At 33.3% G+C, this 18,520-nt stretch carries 16 protein-coding genes and 1 tRNA gene; 13 read left to right on the top strand and 4 right to left on the bottom strand.

Translation table 11 applies throughout. The features are described from left to right. Positions 1-2 precede the first annotated feature (2 nt). The 4 genes from CHLWT_RS04705 to CHLWT_RS04690 all read left to right on the top strand — a co-directional run bounded on the left by CHLWT_RS04705 (position 3) and on the right by CHLWT_RS04690 (position 7,021). Positions 3-2,093: an RNA degradosome polyphosphate kinase gene (locus CHLWT_RS04705; protein WP_063998183.1), complete on the top strand. Its 2,091-nt coding sequence runs from the start codon at positions 3-5 to the stop codon at positions 2,091-2,093. After that, on the top strand, positions 2,093-3,325 hold the full coding sequence (locus CHLWT_RS04700; RefSeq protein ID WP_112000104.1) for a DUF2920 family protein: 1,233 nt from the start codon (positions 2,093-2,095) through the stop codon (positions 3,323-3,325). The genes CHLWT_RS04705 and CHLWT_RS04700 overlap by 1 nt, the downstream gene beginning before the upstream one ends. A gap of 445 nt (positions 3,326-3,770) precedes the next feature. Beyond that, the gene (gene metE / locus CHLWT_RS04695; RefSeq protein WP_112000103.1) at positions 3,771-6,026 is read left to right on the top strand and encodes a 5-methyltetrahydropteroyltriglutamate--homocysteine S-methyltransferase; all 2,256 of its coding nucleotides are present in this window, start codon (positions 3,771-3,773) and stop codon (positions 6,024-6,026) included. Positions 6,027-6,067: 41 nt separating this feature from the next. Next, positions 6,068-7,021, top strand: coding sequence for a methylenetetrahydrofolate reductase (locus CHLWT_RS04690; protein WP_111948270.1), 954 nt, complete (start codon positions 6,068-6,070; stop codon positions 7,019-7,021). Between the two features lie 707 nt (positions 7,022-7,728). Here CHLWT_RS04690 and CHLWT_RS04685 read toward each other — a convergent pair. From CHLWT_RS04685 to CHLWT_RS04670, 4 genes are read right to left on the bottom strand one after another with little or no spacing between them, the layout of a single operon-like run. Continuing rightward, positions 7,729-8,346: a SixA phosphatase family protein gene (locus CHLWT_RS04685; RefSeq protein WP_244948762.1), complete on the bottom strand. Its 618-nt coding sequence runs from the start codon at positions 8,344-8,346 to the stop codon at positions 7,729-7,731. Then, the gene (locus tag CHLWT_RS04680) at positions 8,346-9,149 is read right to left on the bottom strand and encodes a ferritin-like domain-containing protein (RefSeq protein WP_112000102.1); all 804 of its coding nucleotides are present in this window, start codon (positions 9,147-9,149) and stop codon (positions 8,346-8,348) included. The genes CHLWT_RS04685 and CHLWT_RS04680 overlap by 1 nt, the downstream gene beginning before the upstream one ends. Then, positions 9,146-9,664 carry a rhomboid family intramembrane serine protease gene (locus CHLWT_RS04675; protein WP_111975187.1) on the bottom strand — a complete coding sequence of 173 codons (519 nt, stop codon included), beginning with the start codon at positions 9,662-9,664 and terminating at the stop codon, positions 9,146-9,148. Before CHLWT_RS04675 ends, CHLWT_RS04680 begins: the two co-directional genes overlap by 4 nt. Before the next feature lie 23 nt (positions 9,665-9,687). After that, positions 9,688-10,365 (bottom strand): NlpC/P60 family protein, encoded by a 678-nt coding sequence (locus CHLWT_RS04670; RefSeq protein ID WP_112000101.1) that lies wholly within the window; start codon positions 10,363-10,365, stop codon positions 9,688-9,690. A 108-nt stretch (positions 10,366-10,473) separates the two neighbouring features. Between CHLWT_RS04670 and murA the strand changes: the two genes are divergently transcribed. The 9 genes from murA to cysE all read left to right on the top strand — a co-directional run bounded on the left by murA (position 10,474) and on the right by cysE (position 18,518). Beyond that, the gene (murA, locus tag CHLWT_RS04665) at positions 10,474-11,733 is read left to right on the top strand and encodes a UDP-N-acetylglucosamine 1-carboxyvinyltransferase (RefSeq protein WP_112000100.1); all 1,260 of its coding nucleotides are present in this window, start codon (positions 10,474-10,476) and stop codon (positions 11,731-11,733) included. Between the two features lie 10 nt (positions 11,734-11,743). Further along, positions 11,744-12,922 carry a molybdopterin molybdotransferase MoeA gene (locus CHLWT_RS04660; protein ID WP_112000099.1) on the top strand — a complete coding sequence of 393 codons (1,179 nt, stop codon included), beginning with the start codon at positions 11,744-11,746 and terminating at the stop codon, positions 12,920-12,922. Between the two features lie 46 nt (positions 12,923-12,968). Beyond that, positions 12,969-13,043 (top strand) — tRNA-Gly (locus CHLWT_RS04655). 56 nt (positions 13,044-13,099) lie between these two features. Further along, positions 13,100-13,699 (top strand): flagellar basal body P-ring formation chaperone FlgA, encoded by a 600-nt coding sequence (flgA, locus tag CHLWT_RS04650; RefSeq protein ID WP_170253210.1) that lies wholly within the window; start codon positions 13,100-13,102, stop codon positions 13,697-13,699. A gap of 5 nt (positions 13,700-13,704) precedes the next feature. Then, positions 13,705-14,184, top strand: a complete 480-nt coding sequence (gene coaD, locus CHLWT_RS04645) for a pantetheine-phosphate adenylyltransferase (protein ID WP_059433303.1) — start codon at positions 13,705-13,707, stop codon at positions 14,182-14,184. Then, positions 14,178-14,756 (top strand): dTMP kinase, encoded by a 579-nt coding sequence (tmk, locus tag CHLWT_RS04640; RefSeq protein WP_059433304.1) that lies wholly within the window; start codon positions 14,178-14,180, stop codon positions 14,754-14,756. The genes coaD and tmk overlap by 7 nt, the downstream gene beginning before the upstream one ends. Next, positions 14,753-15,982 carry a histidine--tRNA ligase gene (hisS, locus tag CHLWT_RS04635; RefSeq protein ID WP_063998173.1) on the top strand — a complete coding sequence of 410 codons (1,230 nt, stop codon included), beginning with the start codon at positions 14,753-14,755 and terminating at the stop codon, positions 15,980-15,982. Before tmk ends, hisS begins: the two co-directional genes overlap by 4 nt. Beyond that, positions 15,982-17,820 (top strand): biosynthetic arginine decarboxylase, encoded by a 1,839-nt coding sequence (gene speA / locus CHLWT_RS04630; protein ID WP_111948298.1) that lies wholly within the window; start codon positions 15,982-15,984, stop codon positions 17,818-17,820. The genes hisS and speA overlap by 1 nt, the downstream gene beginning before the upstream one ends. A 2-nt stretch (positions 17,821-17,822) precedes the next feature. Further along, the gene (gene cysE, locus CHLWT_RS04625) at positions 17,823-18,518 is read left to right on the top strand and encodes a serine O-acetyltransferase (protein WP_063998171.1); all 696 of its coding nucleotides are present in this window, start codon (positions 17,823-17,825) and stop codon (positions 18,516-18,518) included. The last annotated feature ends 2 nt before the right edge of the window (positions 18,519-18,520 follow it).

The following is an 18,520-nucleotide window of genomic DNA, read 5'->3' as shown; positions in this document are numbered from 1 at the left end:
ATATGAAAAACAGAGATATTTTTATCAATCGCGAACTATCTTGGCTAAGATTTAATTCGCGCGTACTAGCTCAATGTGAAAAAGATCTTCCGCTACTTGAAAAGCTCAAGTTTATAGCTATTTATTATACAAATTTAGACGAATTTTATATGATCAGAATAGCCGGACTAAAGCAACTTTTTGCCGCTGGAGTCGTAGTAAGTGGAAATGATGAAATGACTCCTCTTGATCAGTTAAGAGAGATAAGAAAATACCTAAAAGACGAGCAACAAATTTTAGAAGATTACTATAAAGATACTGTTTCAAAACTAGCAAAAGTAGGGCTGCACATCAAAAAATACGAAGATTTAGACTCAGATATCAAACTTAGGGCTGATGAGTACTTTTTCTCAAATATTTTGCCAGTTATCGTTCCTATCGCAGTAGATGCAACCCATCCTTTTCCGCATCTAAACAACCTTAGTTTTGGACTTGCAGTGAAACTTTGCGATGATGCTCATCCTGAGATAATAAAATTTGGAATGATACGTATCAGCCGTGTGCTTCCTAGATTTTACAACGCCGGAGATGGCATATATGTACCTATAGAAAGCATAGTTCATCGTCACGCAGAAGAGATATTTCCAGGGTACAAACTACTTGCAAGTTGTGCATTTAGAGTAACTAGGAACGCTGATATGGTGATCGAAGAAGAAGAAGCGGACGATTTTATGATGATACTAGAACAAGGCTTAAAACTTCGCAGAAAAGGCGCTTTTGTTCGTTTGCAAATCGAAAAAGATCCAGATCCAGAGATACTTGAGTTTTTAAATTTGCATATGAAAATATTTTATAAAGATATATATGAATACACTATTCCTCTAACCCTTGGAGCTTTGTGGCAGATCATCGGCGATAAAGAGTTTTCAAATTTGCTCTTACCTCAATATACGCCAAAGACACTTCCTCCATTTGGACAAAATGTTTCGATGTTTGATGCTATAGATAAAGAAGACGTTTTGCTTTTTCATCCATACGAAAGCTTTGATCCAGTAACTCAGTTTATCAAAGAAGCAGCAAAAGATCCAAAGGTCATATCTATACGTATGACGCTTTATAGAGTTGAGAAAAACTCAAGCATCATTCAAGCTCTCATAGACGCTGCAAACGATGGCAAACAAGTGACCGTAATGGTAGAGCTAAAAGCTAGATTTGATGAAGAAAACAATCTTCACTGGGCAAAAGCGCTTGAAAACGCAGGGGCGCATGTGATATATGGTATTACAGGATTTAAAGTTCATGCAAAAGTTTCTCAAGTCATACGTCAAATAGGCGACAAACTCAAATTTTATATGCATCTTGGTACTGGAAACTACAACGGAAGTAGCGCAAAGATCTACACAGACGTGAGCTACTTTACTAGTAGAGAAGACTTTGCAAAAGATACTACTACTTTTTTTCACATACTATCTGGATTTAGCAAAAACAGACGTCTAAACTCGCTTTCTATGTCTCCTATGCAGATAAAAGAACGTGTTATAGATATGATAAAGAATGAAGCAAAAATGGGCGGTGAGGGCAGGATCATCGCCAAAATGAATGCTTTAGTTGATAGCGACGTCATAAAAGAGCTTTACAAAGCAAGTAAAGCAGGGGTTCAGATAGATCTTATCATAAGAGGAATTTGCTGTCTTAGACCGGGTGTAGCTGGCATAAGTGAAAATATCCGCGTTCGCTCTATCATAGGAAAGTACCTTGAGCATGCTAGGATATTTTATTTTAAGCACGCAAGTCCTAAATTTTACATATCCAGCGCGGACTGGATGCCACGAAATCTAGAGCGCAGACTTGAGCTTATGACCCCTATATATGAGCCTATGCTTGCCGATAAATTAAATGAAATTTTACGTTTGCAACTTAGTGATAACGAGCTTGCTTATGAGCTTGGAAGTGATGGAGAATACACGAGTGTCATAAAAAAAGATGATGAAAAAGAGCTAAATAATCACGAATTTTTTGAAAATCATCTAAATAGAGTCTTTAAAACGCTTAAAAAAGATAGCGATCAAGATAAAGCTCAAATTTTAGCTTCAAAACTATTTAAAGAAAGCTAATGACGCTAACTAGGGAATTTGAAATAGACTCTTGTGATGATGTCGAACTAGCTATTAAACGCAGATCAAAGCTTAAATTTAAAGTTACTTTTGATGATGAATTAGAGCAAAAAGCAATTGTAGTTTTAGTGCCAGGTTGCGGAGATGACAATAACTCAAGCTATCAACAAAATTTGGCCGAATTTACTTCTAAATTTGGAGTTATTGTGCTACAAGTGAGATATTTTGGTATTAGAAACAGAACTCATTTAGGTGGAACTTTATTTGCCGATGAAATAGACAAATTTATTTTAAAAAAGATGGCTGAAGCTATTGGGCTAGATCTAAATTTTCAAAATGATTATGTTTTTAGGATTATTAATGAAAAGATTGAAAATTTAAAAAAGTTAGGCAAATTGCCAAATGACTATAAGATGTCCCTTAGTCTTACTATTGCCCAACCTGACAATGAATACCAAAATTTCGGAGTAATGAGTGCGATAGATGTCATAAACGCACTCATTTTTACTAGGCATAACTTAACCAAAATTTTAGCTGGTGGGGGGGGGTTAAAAAATCTTCCTTGTATTTTGATTGGCTCAAGTCATGGTGGATATATAGCTTATATGTGCGCTAAAATCGCACCTTGGTTAATCGACGCTGTTATAGAAAATTCAAGCTATACAAAAACAAATCTCTTATACTCAGGCTTTGGAAAGCAAATAGATTTTACAAAATATTATTCCTTTAAATCAGATGATGAACTAATTCCAAATTTAGAAATCCTAATTAGCGATATAACGCTATGGAGTTTAGATGAAAAATCGCCTTATTTCTTTTCAAAAGCCAGGGAATGCATCAGAGATATAGACAATTTAGACCACCTAAAAATTCAAAAAAAGTTTAATAAAACTAAATTTATCAGCTATCACTCGACAAAAGACAACATAGCACCATTTGAATCAAAAGCCATTCTTTACCAAAAATTAAATTTTTTGGGATTTAAAAATAAATTAAATGTCATATCGCATCAAAGCCAAATTGATGGTAAATTTATAAAAAATTTAGAACATGGAATGAGTATGAGCTTAAAGATATTATTACAAAAAGAGTTAGTATCGCTTTTAGAGTATTTTTCTAAAAATAGCATTAACAATAGTCGCAAAAAAGAGGTAGTTTATCCTAGCAATGAAAGTTTTTATAAATTCAAAGAGACAAAAAACGGACTTGAATTTGAAGTAATAAATAGTTAATTTATAAAAAAATTATTTTTAATTTAAATTTTATATTTTTTTAGTTACAATCACCAAACTATTTTAAAAGTACAAAAAAAGGCGTAAGTATGAGCTGTCCCATGTGTAAAAGCGATAAGCAAAGCACTAAAAAATAAAAAAGATTTCAAATTTATATTTAACTTAGAATTTACTTTTATAGGTGTATTTTCATATCTAGCTTTTATCGTTACGTTTCCTATTCATTGCAACTGTATTTTTAAACGCAAGACCCGCCTTACGCTATTACATAACCATTTTTTCTTATACTTAGATGATGATAAATTATTTTATAAGCTTCACGGATTAAAACCGCCATTAGTTATTTTTGAAATGCGTAAATTCCACTAAAAACATTATATTTTTTAAATTTAGTTGGTCTAAGACCTTTTATACTATAATTATGTATTTTAATAAAGGATTAAATATGTCAAAAAGTTTTATAATAGGATTTCCTAGGATAGGCGAACAAAGAGAGCTTAAATTTGCGCTTGAGAGTTTTTGGGCTGGCAAGAGTGATTTTAGTGAAGTTGAGAAGGTGGCAAAAGAGCTAAAAGCGAGACACTGGAAGTATCAAAAAGACGCACATATAGATTTTATAAGTGCAAATGACTTTTCTTATTATGATTTGATGCTTGATAATATTATAACTTTTGGAGCGATTCCGCCGAGATTTGAGGGGCTTAGTGGAGTAGAGCTATACTTTTCAATGGCAAGAGGAAATAAGACAAGTGTAGCTATGGAGATGACAAAATGGTTTAATACAAACTACCATTACATTGTTCCAGAACTTAGCAAAGAGACTAAATTTAGTCTAAATCCTACAAAAATATTAAATGAATATAAAGAAGCAAAAGCCCAAGGCATCACTCCAAAGATAAATTTGATAGGGCCTATAACGTTTTTAGCGCTTAGTAAAACAACTGATGGAAGCTGCGCACTTTGTCATTTAGACGCCCTAGTAGAGCAGTATGCTAAGCTTTTAGTTGAAATTTCTAAGCTGGATAATGAAGTCGTAGTTCAGATAGATGAGCCTATCTTCGTCACCGATAAAGCTGAAAAACTAAAAGATCAAATAGTCCCTGTTTATGACAAGCTATGCGTCAAAGATAATGTTAAGATTATATTTATGACATATTTTGAGCATGCAAATGAAGCTGTAAAAGAGATCGTAAAAACTAAAGTTTGGGGCGTTGGACTTGATTTTGTACATACAAGCCACCAAAAAGCTTCTTTAGAAATCCTAAAAAATAGCGATAAAGTTCTATTTGCTGGACTTATAGATGGTAGAAACGTTTGGGTAAGCGATCTTGATGTTAAACTTGAGCTAATAAACAAGATCAAAGAGTATATCCCAAGCGAACGCCTAAATATAGGCACTTCTTGCTCACTTTTACACGTTCCATATACTCTAAAATACGAAGAAAAACTAAGCATAAAAGAGTGGCTTAGCTTTGCATTAGAAAAATTAACAGAAGTAAATTTGCTAAAAAAATTAGCAAACGACGAGCATTTTTGCGAAGTAGGTGAGGGCTTGCTTGCTAAAAACAGAGCTGCTATCGCTTCAAGAAAGACTTCTGAATTAATAAACGATAAAGCTGTTCAAGAAAGGGTAAAAAACATATCTAAATTTGAAAGAGATACTCCTTATGAAGAGCGTATAAAGGTTCAAAAAGCTAAATTTAATCTTCCAGAGCTTCCAACTACGACTATAGGTAGCTTCCCGCAGACTCCAGAGCTTCGTCAAGTAAGAAATGCTTATAAAAAATCTCTGATATCGCAAGAGTCTTATGAAAAAGATATCAAAAAATACATCGACGAGTGCATAGCTTTTCAAGAAGAGTGCGGCTTAGATGTGTTAGTTCATGGCGAACCTGAGCGTAATGATATGGTTGAATACTTTGGAGAGCAACTAAAAGGGTATGCATTTAGTGCTAATGGCTGGGTACAAAGCTATGGTAGTAGATGCGTTAAACCGCCACTCCTTTTTGGTGATGTTAGTCGTCCAAAAGCTATGACCGTAGACTGGATAAGCTACGCTCAAAGCAAAACAAGCAAGATAATGAAAGGTATGCTAACTGGACCTGTAACTATTCTAAACTGGAGCTTTGTAAGAGATGATAAACCAAGAAGCGAGATAGCAAAAGAGCTTGCGCTTTGTATTTATGATGAGATAAATGATCTTCAAAATGCAGGTATCAAAATCATACAAGTAGATGAAGCTGCATTTAAAGAGGGTTATCCGCTTAGACGTGAAAACGTATCTAGTTATGAAAAATTTGCAGTAGATTGCTTTAAATTAAGCGTTTCATCAGCTAAAGCACAGACTCAAATTCACACACATATGTGTTATTCTGAGTTTAATGATATCATAAAGACCATTGAAGCGATGGACGCCGATGTTATCAGTATAGAAACTGCTAGAAGCGGAAATGAGCTATTAAAAATCTTTAAATCAGTTGGTTACAAACAGGAAGTAGGGCCTGGAGTTTATGATATCCATAGTCCAAGAGTTCCTAGCGTAGAAGAGATAGCTAATCAAATTCACGCCTTACTAGAAGTTCTTCCAAAAAGCCAACTTTGGATAAATCCAGATTGCGGTCTAAAAACAAGAAAATGGGAAGAGGTTAAACCTAGCCTTAAAAATATGACCGCAGCTGTTAAAATTGTTCGTCTAAGCTAAACAACTTGTCCCTTTTTGGGACAAGTCCTAAAGGTTTATCAATGCTAAAAGATAAGATCAAAGAAAATAAACCTGGCATTTTGCTTTACGGTATCACTCCGCCAAAAATAAATTTAAGCAAAGATGAAGCTTATCAAATAGCCAAAAAACAACTAGAAAGACTAGAAAACACCGGCATAGACGGACTTGTGATATATGACTTACAAGATGAAAGTTCGCGAAATAATAAGAAGCGTACATTTGAGTTTTGCGGAACTATCAAGCCTGAGATTTACCATAAAGAGTTTTTAAAACTATCATATCCAGCAGTCATCTATAAAGCTGTAGGAAACTACACAAAAGAAGAATTTGCTAACTTTTTAAATACCTATAATAATGATATGTTATCCGTTTTTGTAGGAGCAAGCTCAAAGAATGACTTGCTTAAATTTAATCTAAATGAAGCCTATCAACTAAAAAAAGAGCAGGGCAGAAACGTAACAGTAGGCGGGATCTGCATACCTGAAAGGCATGAAAAAAAAGGCGATGAAGACCTAAGAGTGGCTTCAAAAATCGTCAAAGGATGTGAATTTTTTATCACTCAAGCAGTTTATAACATAGAAAATGCAAAACGGTTTTTAGACGACTACGCAAATTTAGGAATAAAAAAAGTCCCTATAATATTTACATTTACGCCTTGCGGTAGCCCTAAAACGCTTGAATTTATGAGATGGCTTGGTATTTCAGTGTCTAAACAGTTTGAAGATAGACTATTTGAAAGCGACGATCCACTTAGTGCTTCTGTTGAACTAAGCCTTGATATGTTTGAGTTTTTATATAAATATGGACGTGCAAAAGGTGTAAGCGTTGGGGCTAATGTAGAGAGCATATCCACAAGAAAAGTAGAAATAGAAGCTTCTATAAATCTACTTTGCGGTATAAAAAATATCATACAAAATGAAAAAGAGTGCAATCTAGAAGAACTCATACAAAGCGCATCTAAATTTTACGAATAATAAATTTGGAGTTTTTAGCTAAGAATTTATTTTTTGATTTATTTCTAGCAAAAAATGTATAAATATAAACCTATACGATAGATATTTAATTAAATTTAAAAGATAAACGTCTATAAAAGTAAGCCGTAGAAAAAAACTAAGCTCGCATAAAAAGTATGCTTATTTTGCTTAAAAAAGTAAAATACATGCTATTTTTATTATTTTGTATTGAAAACAAATATTTTCAAAGTTTTATAAATATACTCTTCTATCCCTATCTGCATATCAGTAAAACTATGTTTTTATGAGTATTTGATGAGATTTACTTTTTGAGTTTTTAGAATTTATCCATTAAATTTATCATAGTTTTTTGATTCATACTATACATATGATTTTACATATGATTTTACATATATACTTCATCTAATTTTTTTGATATTTTAAAGCAATGATTATATATTTATAAAAATCATAAAATTAAACACTCAAATTTTTTATATATAAATATATATAAATTTGATATTTTTTATAAATAACTAGTTTATGTCAACTATAGATTTGAGAATATGATTTCGTTGATTTTTTTGAGCTTATATGGATTTTTATTAAGCAAAGATCAAAAAATGCAATATATAAATTTGATCTTCTCTGTTTTTTGTTTTTTATAGTAGAATACCATAAAAACGATTTTTGAGCTATCCCCTATTTTCTATTATTTTTACAATAAATCAAAGATGCTTTCTAGGATAGTCAAAAAATACAGCATGTCCGTGATGCGCTTTTATATCTTTAAAACTACAACAATCAAATTTTATGCAAAATATCCCGCCAGTAGGTATATTTCCGATATCAGAATCGCTTAAAAGCTCTGAGATCTGCGTTATACTAGGATTGTGACCTATAATAAAAATAGTATTATATTTATCATTAATAGAGTTTATGAACTCAAGCATATTTTCCAAACTTGCATTATACAGAGCTTTGACTTGGATTATATCTTTTTTAAATTTAGTCTCACGTGCTAGTAAATTTGCACTTTTTATGGCGCGTTTTGCAGGAGAGGCAAATATCATATCTGGAAGTACTTTATATTTTTTTAATCTTTTACCCATAAATTCAGCATTTTGTTTGCCTTTTTCAGATAGGTCTCTATCAAAGTCACTATTCCCTTCTTTTTTAGCCTTTGAATGTCTTATAAAATATATAGTTTTAATGTCAGATTCACTTGTTTTAAAATGGCTTATGGATTGTTCTGTTGCTACTGCTTTGCTAGTATTTATACAAACATCAGCCTTTAAAGACTTTTGGCTTATGGACATACCATTTTTTGTAGTTTTATTTTTCACTATTTATCCTTTTGTAGATACGAAATTTTTGTGATTTCAGACTCGCTAAAACCAGCAAAAAGCCTATGTTTTTTATCTAAAACTCTTTTTGTGTTAAATGCATTTGGATAATGTTTTAAAACTATATCTATCCACGAATTTGGATCTATGCCACACTTTGCAGATGCAAATTTAAACCACTTATCGCCTTTTTTGACGTGATCTATCTCTTCGGCATGTATCACTTCTAAAACCTCCAAAAGATATCTTTTTTTAGAATCAGCCCTAAGCTTACTCATCATAAACAAATTTGCATCCAGCCCGTTTGCCTCCATATATCTTGGTAAAACCGCCATTCTATCTATGAGAGAGTTTTGCGTTTTTTGCATCGCTATAAAAAGCCCATTATGTACGCCAAAATCACCATATTTATATCCTGACTTTTCTAAAAGCTCATTTATCATCTTAAAATGCCTTATCTCATCATTTGCTACTTCTAACCAGTCAAAATAATACTCTTTTGGAAGATTTCTAAATCTATAGCAAGCATCAAGAGCTATATCTATTGCGCTGTACTCAATATGTGCTATAGAGTGTAAAAAAGCTGCGTCTTTGTTTTCGTTTTTATGGTTTTTTAACTCTTTCATCTCATATACGGCGCAGTTTAGTGCGTAACTAGGAGCCACTAAAGGATTTGGCTTAGAAGTTGAGTTTAGATCGTAACAACCAGAGTTAAAATCTGCAAATATACGTTCAAATCCACTAAATTTACTTTCTAAATTCCCATCATTTTGAATTTTCCAAATGTCTTCAAAAAAGTTCATCTAAAAACCTTTAAAAATCCAAACAGATAGCCTATACCAAATCCAAATATATGCGCATACCAAGCTATATTCGCACCTAGTAAAAGCGGAGCGAAACTCATCAAAATCACTGCGATGAAAAGTCCTTTTCTATTGTATCTATCCAAATTTGCCATAAAACCCAAAAGAACGCATATCGCACCGCTTGCACCCACTAAATTTACGTTTGCAAAAGCAAGATAACTAAGGCTAAGCAAGCTAGTAACGATACCGCCACCTATATAAAGTAGTATAAATTTAAAACCACCAAGATATCTTTCTAAAATCATACCAAACTGATAAAGTACAGCCATATTCATAAGTAGATGCATAAGCGATCCATGCAAAAACATAGTAGTCAAAAGCTGCCAGTAAGCACCTAAAAAAAATAGTTCATTTAGCCCAAAATACATACCAAACACGTCGCTATTATAAACGTAATATTCTAAAAAATACACTACACAATTTATAGCTATAAGAACCGGCGTTGTAAGCAAATTTATCCTTGAAATTATCAAATTTAGTCTATTTGAACGTTTTTATCCACTTTACCAAATCCGGCGAATTTATTCGATATAAGGCAAGCTGGGGTTTGACATTTTAGTATGATGTATGCATTGATTTTTTTACCATTTAGCTTATGCGTATTTTTGTGATTTAAATTCATAACGCTTTTTATATTTTTACCATTTATATTATGCATAAAAGTTATGGTGCCGTTTGATTCTACTTTATCTATAATGCCAAGATGCGTTATGGCTTTATTTTTTGATTTATTAGTCCTAGAAGTAGTATTGTTGAAAAATACTAAATCTCCTGGTTTTGGATCTGTGTATGAAATTTTATTTTGTGATTTATAAAGATTGAAAATGGCTTGTGATTTTCTACCATTTTTATCATAAAAATTATTTACTATATTCTCATCAAAATACAAAGATTTACTATCTTCATTGACTAAAGATACAAAACCAGAACAATCATTTCCTAATTTTTTATTAAGATATTTACTTAAATTTATATTGTAAAACCCATCAGCGTCTTGATTATAATTAAAATTATACCCGCTTGTAGTGTCGTTTTTTTGATATTTTGAGTCTGCATTATCATAGCTGTTTTGTTTCGGATCTATGCTTTTTGTAGAACAACCACTTAAGATAAACAACAAAGCAGATATGGTTAAAACTCCTTTAAATAACATAGTTTATCTCCATTTTTAAGTTATTTTGATGATTTTACCAAATATTTTCTTAAAATCAAAATATAAGAATAAGTATTGTATAATCACCATATTTTTTAAAGGCTGATAATGGATTATTTAGAGATAAAAGGCGGAAATAGACTTAGTGGCAAAGTGGATATTAGCGGTGCAAAAAACGCAGCTTTACCACTCATTGCTATGAGTATTTTAGGTAAAAATAACACAGAGTTTTCAAATATTCCGCACGTTGCAGATACGCAGACTTTAGTAAAATTACTTGTAAATTTAGGTGCAAATGCTAAATTTAATGGCTCAAATTTACTTATAGATACATCGACTATAAATTCCACAAAAGCTACTTATGATATCGTGCGAAAAATGAGAGCTTCAATCTTAGTTTTAGGGCCACTTTTAGCGCGGTTTGGACAGTGTGAAGTTTCGCTTCCAGGAGGTTGTGCTATCGGAGCAAGACCTATAGATTTACATCTTAGCGCACTTGAAAAAATGGGTGCAAATATCAAGATAAAAGACGGATATGTCGTAGCAAAAGCTAATGGTGGATTAAAAGGCGCAAATATAGTTTTTGATAAAATAACAGTAACTGGAACTGAAAATATAGTCATGGCTGCAGCATTAGCTAAAGGTAAAACAACTATATTAAACGCAGCAAAAGAGCCCGAAGTCGCACAAGTCTGTCAAATTTTAAATGATAGCGGTATCAAGATAGATGGAATTGGCACGAGTGAGCTTATAATACACGGAAATGGCGGAGAGCTTTTAAATTTAGCTAAAATTTGCGTAATACCAGATCGTATTGAGGCTGGTACTTATCTTTGTGCTTGTGCTATAAGCGGCGGAGAGATAACGCTAAATGGCGTAGAGCCAAGCCACTTAGTTTCAGTCCTTGATAAACTTAGCGATATGGGCGTTAAATTTGAATTAGAAAAAAATAGCATAAAAGTCATATCTAATGCAAAATTAGCCCCGGTAAATATAATCACTACTGAATTTCCGGGATTTCCTACAGATATGCAAGCACAATTTATGGCTTTAGCCGCAGTCGCTGATGGCGTAAGTACCATAGATGAGCGGCTTTTTGAAAACAGATTTATGCACGCTAGCGAGCTTAGCAGAATGGGAGCTGATATAAAACTAAACGGGCATATCGCCACTATCAGCGGATCAAGCTTAAATGGAGCAGATGTTATGGCTACTGATCTAAGGGCTAGTTCGGCACTGGTTTTAGCTGCACTTAGAGCAAATGGAACCACTAGAGTTCATAGAATTTATCATTTAGATAGAGGATATGAAAACCTTGAGAAGAAGCTACAAAATCTCGGCGCAGATATAAAACGACTAAGCGAATAAAGGATAAAATTTGTTAGTAGATGAAGCGTTAAATGTGATAAATTCCATAAAAGCACTAGATTGCTGCGAAATCATCAGCTTAGAAAAAGCAATAGACAAGATCTTGTTTGAAGATATTTATGCTAAAAAAGCATTGCCCTGCTTTGATAACGCAGCACTTGATGGTTACGCTATAAATTACGATGATAGAAATTCGCCTCTAAATATAAAAGGAACTATATTTGCAGGAGATAAAGCCAAATACGAAATAGATAAAAACGAATGTTATAAGATAATGACCGGAGCTATTTTTCCTAAAGGAGCAAACAGCATAGTTATGTTAGAAGATGAAAAATTTGATGAGCAAGGAAGACTTTTAGTGCCTTCAAATTTAAAACAAGACAACGCAAGACGCATAAAAGGTGAAGAAGTGAGCGTAGGCGATATCTTACTTAAAGCAAATGACCGCTTAGACTCTGCTAAAATAATGCTCTTAGCGTCTCAAGGTATAAGCTACGTAAAAGTATATGCTAGACCTAAAATCGCCGTTTTTAGTAGTGGAGATGAGATAAATGAGCCTTGGGAGTTTTGTGATGAAAGATCCATATATAACGCAAACGCTTCTGGGATAATGGCGCTTTTACAAAGTAATGGTTTTAAAAGCGAGTATAAAGGCATCTTAAAAGATGATAAAGATATTTTAAAAACTCAAATAAACCTGCATGCTAATTATGATGCGATTATCACAAGTGGCGGCGCTAGTAAAGGCGAAGCCGATTTTATGCGAGAAGTTTTACTTGAACTTGGCTTTGAAGAAATGTTTGATAGCCTAGATATCAGACCAGCAAAACCAACAAAACTATATAAAAAAGGCTCTCAGATAGTTTTGTTATTACCAGGAAATCCTATGTCGTGCTTTGTGGCTTGCTTTTTAGCCGGTATCCCTGCTCTTAAAAAATTAAGCGGACAGGCAAACTTCTCACACGAAACTTTTTTTGCTAAATTTAAAGGCGATATCACTATGAAAAATAGCCGTGCAAATATAGTCATCGGACACTATGAAAATGGAGAATTTACTCCTATAAATGATAATAAATTTAGCCCTGCTATGATAAAACCTCTTGCTATGTCAAATGCCATTTATCTCTCAAAAATAGGAGAATCAGGGATTTCAAACGAAAATATCATAAAAATCTTAAAGCTATCTTGACATATGAATAAATTTATGATACAATCACGCTCTTTAAAAATGATAAGCGGGAATAGCTCAGGGGTAGAGCATAACCTTGCCAAGGTTGGGGTCGCGAGTTCGAATCTCGTTTCCCGCTCCATTCTACTTTTTATATTTATCTCATATATTTTTTCAAATTTGGCTTTTGGTGCGACTTTGCATGATATTATAAAAGATAAAATTCAAAAAGAAATTCCAAATATCACTATAAATTCGTTATCCATACTAAAGCCAAACTCCATTCCAGAAGACTTTGATAAGTACATTCTTACAGACGTAGTTTTGCTATCTATGAGAAATGAAGACGGAAATGTCAAAGCGATATATAAAATGCCAAATAATCTAAACAGAAGTATATTTTTTAAATTTAAAATAGATGCTACAGTAAGTGTTTTTGTCTCGCTTATAGATATGGATAAGGATCATATTTTAAATTTAAATGATTATAAAAGTGTGCAAGTTAGCTTAAAAGATTTTGATAAAGATGCTATTTTGAATATTCCAAAGGCAAAACTCATCACAAAAACACGTATAAAAAGAGATAAAGTTCTAACAAATAGGCAGTTCAAAACTCTAAGCGATATAAAAAGAGGAGATACGATAAATGCCATTATAGTAGATGGCGGACTAAAAGTAGAAATTCAAGTAAAAGCACTTGAAGATGCAAATATCGGTGAAATAATCAAGGTAAAAAGCGATAATAATCAAATTTTTAAAGCAATCATAGTAGAAAAAAATAGAGCAATCATAAGGTAAAAATAATGAATAAATCTTGTATATATCCAGGGACTTTTGATCCTATCACAAACGGACATATGGACGTCATCAAGCGAGCTTGTAAAGTTTTTGACAAAGTCATAGTAGCAGTTGCACTAAATGAGAGTAAAACGCCCTATTTTTGTTATGATAAAAGATTGCATTTGGCAAAAATAGCGACTAGCTCCATAGCAAACGTAGAAGTCATGGGCTTTGATAACTTGCTTGTTGATTTTGCAAAATCAAATGGTATAAATACCGTAGTTAGGGGTCTTCGTGCAGTAAGCGACTTTGAGTATGAGCTACAAATAGGCTATGCAAACGCTTCTTTATGGAGTGAGTTTGAAACTATATATTTTATGCCGAGCCTTAAAAACGCATTTATATCAAGCTCCATAGTTCGCTCAGTTCTTACGCATGGTGGCGATATAACAAATTTAGTTCCAAAAACTGTTTTAGACAATATAAAAGGTGAAAAATGTTAATAACATTTGAAGGTATCGACGGTGTCGGAAAATCTACTCAAATTTCTCTTTTAAAGGAATTTAAACCTAATGCCATTATCACAAAAGAGCCTGGCGGAACTGAGTTTGGTTCTTGGGTAAGGGAATTTTTACTTAAAAATGCTAGTAAAATTTGCAATAAAGCTGAAATTTTACTATTTTTAGCAGATCGTGCCGAACATTACGAAAAAGTTATTAAGCCAAATTACGGAAATTTGGTTTTAAGTGACAGAGGATTTATATCCGGAATAGCTTATGCTATGGCAAATGACGATAATCTTGATATAAGCGAACTTTTAAATTTAAATAAATTTGCATTAAACGAAGATCTAGGGGATAAATTTATCTTTTTAAAAGCAAATGAAGAGCTTATCAAAAATAGACTTTTTACGCGTGGAAATAGTGATGATATCGAAAAACGAGGCGTTGAATATTTAATGAGAGTTCAAGGATTTATGAGTATAATATTCGCCGACTTAAAATTTAATGTTTTAGAGATAGACGCAGGGCTTAGCGTAAGTCAAATACAAGAAGAGATAAGGAAATTTATATGATAAATGCACTTCGCGGAATGAAAGATCTACTTGATGATGATGGAAAACTTTATAAATTTATAATAGAAATTTGTGAAAGTGTTGCCAAAAATTATGGTTATGAATTTTGCGAAACTCCAAAAATGGAAGAAACCGGGCTTTTTAAAAGAAGTGTAGGCGAAAGTAGCGATATAGCCCAAAAAGAGATGTATCAGTTTATCGACAAAGGCGGTAATGACGTATGTTTAAGACCAGAAGGAACTGCTGGAGTAGTTCGCGCTTTTATAGAAGCTAAATTTGATAAAGCCGGTGGGGTTAAAAAATACTTCTATCACGGAAGTATGTTTAGATATGAAAGACCGCAAAGAGGACGTTTGCGTGAATTTCATCAGTTTGGTGTAGAGTGTTTTGGTGAATCTAGCGTATATGAAGATGCTAGCATTATACTAATGGTGGGTGAAATTTTAAATAAACTTGGTATAAAAGCCACTCTAAAACTAAATTCGCTAGGCGATAGCGACTGTATGCCAAAATACAGACAAAAACTTATTAAATTTATAGAAGCAAATAAAAATGAACTATGCGAAGACTGCAACAGAAGGCTTGAAACAAATCCGATCCGCATACTTGATTGTAAAAAAGAGCATTGTCAGATGTTGTTAAAAAATGCTCCACTTATCACTGAAAATTTAAATGAAGAGTGCGAAAAAGACTTTTCAAATTTAAAAGAAATATTAATACAAAACAAAATCAAATTTGAAGTAGATCCTAAGCTCGTGCGTGGGCTAGACTACTACTGCAAAACTGCTTTTGAGTTTGTGAGCGATGAGATAGGTTCTCAAAGTGCAGTCGCAGGTGGCGGAAGATATGATAAACTCACTGAGTTTTTAGGCGGAAAACCTACTCCTGCCATAGGCTTTGCTATGGGTTGTGAGCGCATAATGGAGATACTCAAGCAAAAAGAGTTTGCTCCAAAAAGAGATGGAATTTATATCTGCGCTTTAGATGAAAAATATATAAAACAAATTTATTCTCTTGGATTTAATCTTAGAAAAAAACATAAAGTTGAAATTTCTTATGAAGCAAAAAGTCTAAATAAACATCTAAATTTAGCAGACAAAAAACTTGCTAAAATATTTTTATGTATAGGCGAAGATGAAGCCAAAAACGGCGAAATTTGGTATAAAAATTTAGAAAACAAAGATGAAAAACGTCTAAGTTTAGATGATCTTAAGGAAGTGTTATGATAAATGATTATGGGCTTAGCCTTTGGGGGGATTCTAATTTTATAATTGATAGCGGGAAAATTTGCCTAAATACCGACTTTAAACCAGCTATCATCGACATAGTAAAAGAGATAAGAAACGACGGATATAGAGGCCCTCTTTTACTAAGATTTCCACACTTGATTAAAAAGCAGATAGTTCAAGTTTATACTAGTTTTGATCGTGCAAAAAAGGAATTTGATTATTCAGGAAGTTTTAACGCGGTTTATCCTTTAAAAGTAAATCAATACCCCGGTTTTGTAGAAAATTTGACTAAATTAGGCGAGCCTTACGGATATGGCTTGGAAGCAGGAAGTAAGGCTGAACTTCTACTTGCTATGGCATATAACAATCATAGCGCGCCGATCACAGTAAATGGCTTTAAAGATAAAGAGCTTATAGATATCGGCTTTATCGCTGCTGAAATGGGACACAACATCACTCTTACCATAGAGGGATTAAACGAACTTGAAGCCATCATCGCGACTGCCAAAGAGAGATTTAAGCCAAAACCAAATATCGGCCTTAGAATCAGACTTCATAGCAGTGGAACTGGCGTCTGGGCAAAAAGTGGCGGAATAAATTCCAAATTTGGCTTAACATCAACAGAGCTTATTGAAGCAGTAAATTTGCTAAAAGAAAATGATCTAATAGAACAATTCACAATGATACATTTTCATATCGGAAGTCAAATAAATGAAATTCATCCACTCAAAAAAGCCCTAGTAGAAGCTGGAAATATATACGCAGAGCTTAGAAAAATGGGAGCTTTAAATTTAAAAGCTATAAATTTAGGTGGCGGTTTAGCTATAGAGTATTCGCAGTTTAAAGAGCATCCTAGCAGAAACTATACATTAAAAGAGTATGCAAATGACGTCGTTTATCTGCTAAAAACTATAGCAAATCAAAAAAACGAAGTAGAACCTGATATTTTCATAGAAAGTGGCAGATATATAGCTGCAAATCACGCTGTTTTAGTAGCTCCCGTGCTTGAATTATTTAGTCAAGAATATACAGAAGAAAAGCTTGTGCTAAAAAAGAACAACCCTCCTTTGATCAGTGAGCTTTATGATCTTTATACTAACATAAAACCTAGTAACGCCATAGAGTATCTTCACGATAGTATAGCCCACATGGAAAGCGTTTTGACGCTATTTGACCTTGGCTATGTTGATCTACAGGATCGCTCAAACTCTGAGATCTTAGTGCATCTCATTATGAAAAAATCGATCTCAATGCTAGGCAATAAACAAAACTACGCTGAGCTTCTTAAAATTCAAGAAGAAATTCAAGAAAGATACCTAGTAAATTTCTCTATGTTTCAAAGTTTGCCTGATTTTTGGGGTCTTGGGCAAAACTTTCCAGTAATGCCTTTAGATAGACTTGATGAGCGCCCTACTTTATCGGCGTCCATTTGGGACATAACTTGTGATAGCGATGGAGAGATAAGCTTTGATGCAAATAAAAATCCGCTATTTTTACATGATGTAGATGTAGAAAAAGAGGAGTATTTCTTAGGATTTTTCTTAGTTGGGGCGTATCAAGAAGTACTTGGTATGAAGCACAATCTCTTTACCCATCCTACTGAAGCGACTATCATATTTGATGAAAATGGAAATTATGAGATAAAAAATATATTAGAGTCGCAATCCATTATGGATATCTTAGAGGATTTAGACTACGATATACACGCTATCAGAGATACTTTAAACGAAAAGATAGAAAACTCTACTTTAGTAGATGAAAAACAAAAAAAACATATTTTAGGTGAATTGTATCTATTTTTAAATGATAATGGCTACTTAAAAACGATAGGATAAATATGGGTTTTTGGAGTATTATAAAAGAAGATTTAAGTCAGCCTAAAGTGCAAGACCCAGCATATAGATGCTTTTGGGAGCTTGTATTTAACTATCCAGGTGTTTGGGCTATAGTAAATTACCGTTTTACTCATCTTTTATGGGAGAAAAAATGGCACAATATGGCTAGAATGCTTGCTGGAGTTAGTAATTTTTTAACTAGAGTAGATATCCATCCTGCCGCAAATATAGGCAGAAGAGTTTTCATAGACCACGCAACTGGAGTCGTGATAGGAGAAACTGCTGTTATAGGAAATGATTGTTTAATATATCAAGGCGTTACTCTTGGCGGAGTTAGTCTTGATAAAGGTAAAAGGCACCCTACTTTAGAAGATGGCGTAGTAGTAGGAGCTGGAGCTAAAATACTTGGAGATATAACCATAGGAAAAGGCTCTAAAATAGGAGCAAATTCTGTCGTCGTAAAAGATGTAGCACCTAATTGTACTGCCGTGGGAGTTCCTGCTAGAGCAGTCGGCGGCTGCGCTAAACCATTAGAACACAACAAACTTCCAGACATAACAAAAGAGATGCTTGGATATCTTATAAAAAAGATAGAGTTGCTAGAAAAAGAAATTTCAAAAAATAATGAAAATATTTGTAAATCCGAAAATGATTTAAATGAGTGTTATAAGCAGTATATAAATTCGATAAAGGAGTAAAA

The sequence above is a fragment of the Campylobacter hyointestinalis subsp. lawsonii genome (assembly GCF_013372165.1).
GTDB classification, from domain to species: domain Bacteria; phylum Campylobacterota; class Campylobacteria; order Campylobacterales; family Campylobacteraceae; genus Campylobacter; species Campylobacter lawsonii.
The sequence above is the reverse complement of the archived record's forward strand: the minus strand, read 5'-3'. Positions and strand labels throughout refer to the sequence as shown.